Source organism: Nitrososphaerales archaeon, from assembly GCA_025058425.1.
Lineage (GTDB): Archaea > Thermoproteota > Nitrososphaeria > Nitrososphaerales > JANXEG01 > JANXEG01.
The window spans coordinates 1-8,692 of record JANXEG010000051.1; the positions used below are offsets into that span (position 1 = coordinate 1).

The following is an 8,692-nucleotide window of genomic DNA, read 5'->3' on the forward strand; positions in this document are numbered from 1 at the left end:
AGGAGCGAGGTATCGGGAGTTTAATCGTGACGAAGGGTGGGAAGCCCGTCGGGATCGTTACGGAGCGTGATATCCTCTATAAAGTCGTTGCTGAAGGTAAGGATCCGCTCAAGACACCTTTAAAGGAGATCATGTCATCACCCATTATCTCAGTACCGAAGGGTACGACCGTTCGGGAAGCACTCTCGATCATGGTTAGACATAACTTTAGAAGGCTTCTAATTCGTGATGGGGATAGGATCGTCGGTATCATCTCTCAACGATCATGTGTTGGAGATGTGAAGAAGAATGCCATATCCATTGAACTTGAGCTTCCAAAAGGTATCAAATGCCCCTACTGTAACTCTGTATTTCCAGATAAAGAAGCGTTGTATAGACATATCGACAGAATCCATATTCTAGAGGTTTTATTCGCTCCAACATAACCAACATAAATTACCTACTTCACATATTTTTGCATCTTTCGAAGTTAGCTGCTCAACCTTTGAAGGGGCCGCATCTCATATTGAGGAGGGCTTTATGATAGAAGATATTTCTAAATCCATAACAGCACTTTTTGATGGTAAATCTGATCTTCATCACTACATCAACAAAACCCTTGAATTGATCTCTTCGACAGTAGTAGTTAAACCACTCATAAAATTGCTATCATTTATATATCACCGATTCATTATTGATTAGACGGTGTTGGACTTGACATCATGCGGTAAGAAAGGGAAGAAGAAGGAAGAGAAGAAAGAGGAGAAGAAGGAAGAGAAGAAGTAATTAATCAAATATCAAATCACCCCTCATTTTTTATTTCATCGATAACACCGATTAGAATATATTTTAAATTTTACGATCTTGCTTCCATTAAATTTTAACTCTGAAAACCTTCGTACGATCGTATAAATAATTAAACCATGGGATTATGATTTATGAATTAAGTCCGTGTTAAGCTTTACGAGCTTTATCCTTTATGGCTGCCTGTGCAGCAGCGAGTATAGCGATGGGTATTCGGTAGGGTGATGCACTCACATACGTAAGGTTCGCTTTGTGACAGAATGTTATCGAATCTGGATCGCCACCATGCTCTCCACATATACCAATCTCGATTTCAGGATTGGCAGCTTTTCCAAGCTCGACAGCCATCTTGATCAACTTACCGACACCCTCTTCATCGAGTGTCTGGAATGGATTGTACTTTAAAATCCCCTTGGAGTTATATATGGGTAAGAATTTATTCTCTGCATCTTCTCTACTGAAGCTAAATGTTCCTTGAGTTAAATCGTTGGTTCCGAAGCTGAAGAAATCGGTGACCTCTGCTATACGATCGGCAGTCAAGCATGCCCTTACAACTTCCATCATCGTACCGAATTTGATCGGTATTTTAAGCCCATACTTCTTTTCAACCTCCTCTTTAACACGATCGACGATCTCTTTCACCACTACAAGCTCTTCAGCGGCTGCAACCTGGGGGATCATGATTTGAGGTTTAACATTAACACCCTCGATCATCAACTCGGCTGCAGCTTCACATATAGCCCTTACCTGCATTTCATATATCTCCGGATGGGTGATACCAACTCTTACACCTCTATGCCCAAGCATCGGATTGACCTCGGTCATAACTCTTACTCGAGAAAGGATCTTCTGCTTTTCTAAAAGTTCGGCTTCAGAACCCTTCGAGTACTTTAAGCGATATACTTCTTCTACGAGCTCTTCAAACCTCGGTAAGAATTCATGTAATGGTGGATCGAGTAGTCGGATGGTTACAGGATATCCTTCCATGGCCCTTAAAATCTCTTTAAAATCGTTCTTTTGCATGGGCATGAGTTTATTTAAAGCATCCATCCTCTCTTCTTTACTCTCTGCCAATATCATACTGACCACTATAGGAAGTCGATCGGGAGCGTTGAACATCCTTTCCGTCCTGCAGAGTCCGATACCCTCCGCTCCAAAACTTCGTGCCAACCTTGCAGCTTCCGGTGTATCGGCATTCGCCCTTACACCGAGTCTGCGGAATTCGTTGGCCCAGGATAATAACTCCTTTAGATGGACTGAGAGCTGAGGCTCGATCATGGGAACCTCTCCTAGATACACGTTGCCCGTGGTACCATCGATAGTTATCAAATCGCCCTCCTTCACCACGATATCACCAACTGTGAATAGACGCTTCTCAAGATCGATGAGGACTTCTCCAGCCCCTACTACACACGGCTTACCCATACTTCTCGCCACTACAGCCGCATGGCTCGTCTTACCGCCCCTACTCGTTAATATACCTTGTGCAGCGAAGAATCCATGAATATCTTCCGGCTTTGTTTCTTCTCTTACTAGGATTACCCTTTCACCACTTCTACCAAGCCGCTCGGCTTCATCCGCATCAAAGACTACCTTACCACAGGCCGCACCCGGTGAAGCGTTAACACCCTTAGCGATTGGTTTCACGTTAGCCTTTGGATCGACGGTTTTGTGTAATAGTTGCTCAAGTTGATCGGGTTTTATTCGTAATAGAGCCTCCTCTTTTGTTAAGATACCCTCTTTACACATATCTACAGATGTTCTGACGAGGGCCAACGCATTCATCTTTGCATCTCTCGTTTGAAGCATGTACAATTTGCCCCTTTCGATTGTGAATTCGACATCCTGTGGCTCTTTATAGAAACGTTCCAATCGATCACATATCTCTACCAATTCACGATAACTTTCGGGCATTTCTTTCTTCAATTCATCGATCGGCTTTGGTGTTCTTATACCAGCGACCACATCCTCGCCTTGAGCATTTACCAAGTAATCTCCATACAGACCTTTAGCGCCTGTAGCAGGATCTCGAGTGAAGACTACACCAGTAGCACTGTTAAAACCAAGATTTCCGAAGACCATCGCCACTATATTCACTGCAGTCCCATCGGCGATATCTGGTGTTATCTTGAACTCCCGCCTATAATCGACGGCCCTCTTCCCCATCCAACTCTTAAATACACTAGCTATCGCCTTCTCCAGTTGAACATAGGGATCTTCAGGGAAGGGTGCACCAGTCTCTTTTTCACAGATTTCTTTAAACTTCTGTACCACAGCCTTTAACGATTCCGCATCCAATTCATAATCGTTCTTCACACCAGCCTTCCTTTTCGCTTCTTCAAAGACTTCCGTGAATAATTTCTCATCGACGCCAAGGACGATCTTGCCGAAAAGTTGTATAAACCTTCTATACGCATCATAAGCAAAACGCGCATCACCGGTCTGCTCTATTAAGCCCTGTACGGTGCTATCATTCAGACCGAGGTTGAGAATCGTATCCATCATCCCCGGCATGGAGACCGCAGCACCAGATCTTACAGAGACCAGGAGCGGGTTATGTGGATCTCCAAACTTCTTACCTGTCTTCCTCTCCACATGGGCCATGGCTTCTCGAACTTTATCCATCAATCCATCGGGAAGGCGCATTCCAGCTTCATAGTATTTTTTGCAGACTTCGGTAGTGATTATAAATCCCGGTGGTACTGGTAAACCGAGTTGTGTCATCTGGCAAAGGCCTGCACCTTTACCACCCAGTAACTTCTTATTCTTACCATCTCCTTCTTCAAATAAGTAGATATCTTTCGCCATTTTGTAAATCTCCAAGCAATAGCTACAAACATGGTATTTTATAAATTTAACTTAAGTGTGGATTAAGGATTTTACTCCTTTCCGTACTTAAAAGATAAAGATAAACCTTATTTAATCGTAAAGCTCTTACGATTAAGTATGGTAATACGCATAACTTTATTAATCTTATCGATGTGATCGTTCATAGATGAGTAAGATAAAGATCGGGACATCAGGCTATAGCTACTTTTGGAATGAAGGTAAACCTACACCTTTTGAATGGTATATAAAACAGGGCTTCGATACCGTAGAGATTAACGCAAGTTTTTACCGATTCCCTTCATCCACATGGGTAAAGGCCTGGTCGAATAGCCCAGAAGATTTTGATTTCACCATCAAGGTGCACCGCTCCATCACACACTACGCTAAGTTACGTGGTAAAGCTATTCAACTATGGAAGAGATTTGTAGAGCCTTTACGTACTATGGAAGAGAAGATATCATTCTGGCTCTTCCAAATGCCACCGAGCTTCAGGTATAGTGAAAAGAGTATAAGTATTCTTAACGATTTCTTCAAAGAGTTGAACCTTGGCAATAGGGCCGTTGTGGAGTTTCGGGATAATTCGTGGTGGAAGAATGTAGATGATCTTCGTGATTTGGGCATAGTCTTTTGCTCCGTCGATGCACCTGAGCTTCCTCGTGATATAGTGATGATAAATGATGTTGTATATTTGAGATTACATGGTAGAGATGTTTGGTACAATTATGAATATACGGATGAGGAATTGAATGAAATTGTGAATTCTATAAAGCGACTCCCAGCTTCACGTAAATACATTTACTTGAATAACGATCATGGTATGTTAACGAATGGAAAGTATTTGATGAAGATCATTCGTGGAGAAAGATAGAGGATAGAGAAATAGAGAATAGGTTTTTGGGAGTTAGAATATATGCAGTAAGTATCCTGAGAGAAGAATTATAACACTTCAATCTATGATAATTAGCATAGTTGAAGATGTCGATGACTAATTGTTAATAAGACTACAGTAAGCTACGGGTAAACGATCCTCTGTCAATCCTTTATTGTGAAACATCTTAAGGTTATTATGCCGAGGGCCGGACTTGAACCGGCGACAGCCCGGTCTTCAGCCGGGTGCTCTCCCACGCTGAGCTACCTCGGCCCAATTTAAATGGAATACATCAAGGTAATTAAATTTTTTCTATAACATTGTATCTACATGATAAAGTGTGATAAATGGATAAATTCGATGATAACTATCAGTGAAATATAAATAGTGTGAGCTTATAATATCAATGTATGAATCCTGCTGAATTTAAGAATTATTCAGTTACGATCATCTCAGACGCTATGGATAAACTTGGACTGCACGGTATACTAGATAATATTCGCCCTCTAAATGAGGGAGTAAGGATCGCGGGTAGAGCCCTAACTGTGAGGGGCTCAGCGAGTGTGATTAACTCTTACGATTTAAGCGAGTTTAGAATAGGAAGTATCATAGATGAATGTAAAGGAGGGGAGGTGATCGTAATAGATATCGATGGCGCGTGTGTATCGGTGTGGGGAGGGCTCGCATCTTTGGCTGCGAAGATGAAGGGTGTGGAAGGTGTTGTGGTGAATGGGGGTGTGAGAGATGTTGATGAAATTAGAAGGCTTAGATTCCCTGTATTTACAAAGCATATAACCCCAAGGAGTGGTAAGACACGTATTAAGATACAGAGTGTTAATGAACCGATTCAAATAGATGGTGTTAGGATTAAAGGGGGCGATATAATCGTCGGTGATGATACGGGAGTGGTGGTGATAAATTCTGAGAAGGCTCAAGAAGTGTTGAAGTTATCAAAGGAGCTGGAAGAGAAAGAGATCGTATTCTCGAGATCGATCGAAAGAGGATTGTCTTTCAAGCGCATAGCTGAAGAGCTTAAACATATGTGATGTTAAAGCGAAGATCATCCTCTTAAGACCCTCTTCAATCGATATAGACCGAATACGATCATGACGAGTATCGCTAGAGATGATAGTACGGCTAGATTGATATCTGGATGAAATAGCGCCAATAATGATAGTATCGCTATAAAGATTCTTAATGGTACATCTAAAAATAATCTTTTATCGAATTTACCGAATATTCCGAAGATTATGCCAGATGTGCCAGCCATCACCAAACCTCCGTTAAAGAGTTGTGAAATTCCCGGCTCTACTACGATATTCGGTCTCGTGAATACAACGAACATCAAAACATACAACGATATGCAGATCTTAGAAGCTTCGAACATCGTCCTTAAGAATGATGCACCGGCGATCTTCGATGATACGGCTGCAGCGACAGAAGTCGGTGGAGAGAGTTCGGAGAAGACACCTAGGAAGAAAGCGTAAAAGTGTATCACCCAAGGATCAATACCGAGCTTGACCATGTAAGGCGCTATCACTATAGCGACGAGTATATATGTAGCGGCAGGTGGCACACCCAAACCTACAAAGTATCCGAATAAGAATGTGATAACTATTAGAGCCACTATCTCACCCCTACCTACTTCCATCAACATCGCACCTATCTTAGTAGGCACTCCCGTAATGGTAAAGATCCCTACCAGGATTCCCAGAGTGGAGAGGAGGAGTGTTAGGTCGGAGGTTTGTGTTGCGAAATGATCCACAACCTGCATAACGATATCCTTTACTTCTTTCGATCTTTTCGCACCGGTTCTGTATAGGTGATAAGCAAAGTTTAACGATAGTAAGATCGAGATTATGACCGCCGTAGTCAATGCGGCAAGTATGGGTGGCATTCTGATTACACCCATTAAGTACACTAGAGTCGACAAACCGAAGATGAATATGAAGATATTCATCTTTTCACGAAGGTCCAACTTAGCCTTCTCCAAAGTCGGTAGGGTTACAGAGGATTTTGAGTGAACGTATCGGTTAGTGAGCAAGTAGACACTTAACGCTACACCACCATAGTAGATCAATGCGGGTAAGTAACCCCTTATCATTACATCGAAGTACGACACATTAAGAAAACTGCTCATAATGAATGCAGCGATCCCCATCACTGGAGGCATGATCTGTGAACCTATAGATGCGGAAGTTTCGATACCGGCAGCGACTGGTCTCGGAAAACCCAACTTTATCATCAAAGGTATCGTGAAGCTCCCGACAGCTGCAGCGTTCGCCGCACCACTTCCGGTTGCAGTACCCACACCCATGGAGCCGATTACTGCGGATTGAGGAATACCATGTAAAGATTTACGTGCTATTGTAGAGGCGCCTTTGATTATCGATTCTATACAACCAAAGCCTCTTGCAATACTTATTACAAGTAAGAATGAGCCGACCAGGGTCAACGCAAGTTGTGGTAATGCTTCAAAGACGCCCGTTTCAAGCTCAACACCCATCGCTGTTATGACTCTTATTATGGATAATCCCTTATGCGCGAATATACCCGGGATCAACCATCCATAGACTGCGTAAAGTATAAGGAAGATATTTAAAAAGAATAGTATCCTATGTCTCTTTCTTGCATACTCCATGATCAATACAAGCATAATCGCACTTACCGTGATATCGTAGATATTGTAAGAGCCAAGCCTCAAAGCCCTCAAATTATAAAATTCTGTAGATAGATACGTTGCAACTATTATACAGAGTACTATGTAGATGGAAGCGATCAGGTAGTTAAGTTTCTTACCGAGTTTGGGGTAAAGTTGATCCTTACGTAGAGAGTCTAATGTGTAAAGTATGTAGGAATAGGGGACCATCGTTACAGCTAATAGCCACGGACCCCCAGCTCCCATATAATAGTAGTTGATCAAGTAAGCTAGGAATGGTATCGATGCAATGAAAAAAATTATAGTGAGAAAGTTTTTGCTACCTTGCGATCTTCCATGCATCCTTCCATAACCCACGCTCTTTAAGATACTTTGCCAATCCAGGGTGAATAGGTACTTCTGGATCTGGGCACATAGCCCTAAGTGCTTCTATTCCACGTACTTGAAAACCTGCGAAATCTTTGGCAAGTACTTCGAAACCTGGATCGTATGTAATTAAATCTTCTCTATACCTCTCAAGTATCTTTAGCATATTATACACATCATCCTCTGGTACCTCTGTCCCCACAGAGAAGCCGTAGAAGAATGCCCTTGCATAGATCTTATCGACATTCACATCGGTTGCAAAAGCTTCCTTCGGATCGATTTCAACAATATCGAAACCTGCAGCCCTAAGTTTTTTCAATTCATCCTCACTCGGATTCAGTATAGCAATAGGTGTTGTCATTTCAAGCTCCTTTATCCATGGAGGTGGTGATTTGTATGAAGTAGTATATACACCGGTCGCTTCTATCTCACCCTTCTCAAGTGCGGATCCGACCATCGATGTATCCATTTCTACATGTGTGAATTTAACACCTAAAGTATCTAACAGTGGTGTAAGGGCAGCGTGGACATCCCAACCCAAATAGAATGCGTAAATCTTTTTACCACTAAGGTCTGACCACTTCTTATACTTGCCCAGGTTCCTATCATGAATGGCGAGTGTAACCTCTATCGTATAAGCCCAGAAGGTTTGGACCGGCATCCTCTTAGCTTCTGCTCTAAAGTCTTTAAACCTTTTTTCAAAACGGTACATTTCAGTGAAGCCGATGTCTGATGTGTAGCAACCATCCAACTCGCCCTTCGCATAATTCTTCATACTGGCCACTGCCCCGGGTGTTGGAATTACGGTGAATTCGTAGCCTGGCATATGTTTATTTAAGATGGAAGTTATTCCAACGAGAGCTCTATGCCCCGTAGAACCAACAGTAGCAGTTCCCCAATTGAACTTTCTCTTCGGGGTTGGGGATGGTGAGGGCGTAGGTCTAGGTGTTGGTGTAGGACTAGGAGTTGGAGTAGGAGTAGGTGTTGGTGTAGGTGTGGGAGTTGGAGTCGGTGCTACCGTTACAGTAACAGTCCTCGTTACCGTTGGCCCCGGTACAGTCTCAGTAACAGTCCTTGTTATTACTTCTTTCACTGGTGGTAAGGATGCGTAATATGCAGCTACACCACCACCAAATATCACAGCACCTATAACGAATGAACCAATGTACTTTAAGTATTCTCTTCTT

6 protein-coding genes and 1 tRNA gene are annotated in these 8,692 nt (G+C 42.5%); 3 read left to right on the forward strand and 4 right to left on the reverse strand.

Features of this window, described 5'->3' with window-relative positions; translation table 11 throughout:
- Positions 1-425: CBS domain-containing protein (locus NZ896_05605; protein ID MCS7116928.1), on the forward strand; the 425-nt coding region annotated here is incomplete at its 5' end.
- A 508-nt stretch (positions 426-933) separates the two neighbouring features.
- On the opposite strand, the gene ppdK is transcribed toward NZ896_05605, so the two are convergent.
- Positions 934-3,591 (reverse strand): pyruvate, phosphate dikinase, encoded by a 2,658-nt coding sequence (ppdK, locus tag NZ896_05610; GenBank protein ID MCS7116929.1) that lies wholly within the window; start codon positions 3,589-3,591, stop codon positions 934-936.
- 187 nt (positions 3,592-3,778) lie between these two features.
- Between ppdK and NZ896_05615 the strand changes: the two genes are divergently transcribed.
- The gene (locus NZ896_05615; protein MCS7116930.1) at positions 3,779-4,480 is read left to right on the forward strand and encodes a DUF72 domain-containing protein; all 702 of its coding nucleotides are present in this window, start codon (positions 3,779-3,781) and stop codon (positions 4,478-4,480) included.
- 199 nt (positions 4,481-4,679) lie between these two features.
- Here NZ896_05615 and NZ896_05620 read toward each other — a convergent pair.
- Positions 4,680-4,753 (reverse strand) — tRNA-Phe (locus tag NZ896_05620).
- A 137-nt stretch (positions 4,754-4,890) separates the two neighbouring features.
- Here NZ896_05620 and NZ896_05625 point away from each other — a divergent pair.
- Positions 4,891-5,526, forward strand: a complete 636-nt coding sequence (locus tag NZ896_05625; GenBank protein ID MCS7116931.1) for a hypothetical protein — start codon at positions 4,891-4,893, stop codon at positions 5,524-5,526.
- A 14-nt stretch (positions 5,527-5,540) separates the two neighbouring features.
- Here the strand turns inward: NZ896_05625 and NZ896_05630 are convergent, their stop codons facing one another.
- On the reverse strand, positions 5,541-7,481 hold the full coding sequence (locus tag NZ896_05630; protein MCS7116932.1) for a TRAP transporter fused permease subunit: 1,941 nt from the start codon (positions 7,479-7,481) through the stop codon (positions 5,541-5,543).
- On the reverse strand, positions 7,459-8,692 hold a 1,234-nt coding region (locus NZ896_05635; GenBank protein ID MCS7116933.1), incomplete at its 5' end, for a hypothetical protein. The genes NZ896_05630 and NZ896_05635, both read right to left, overlap by 23 nt.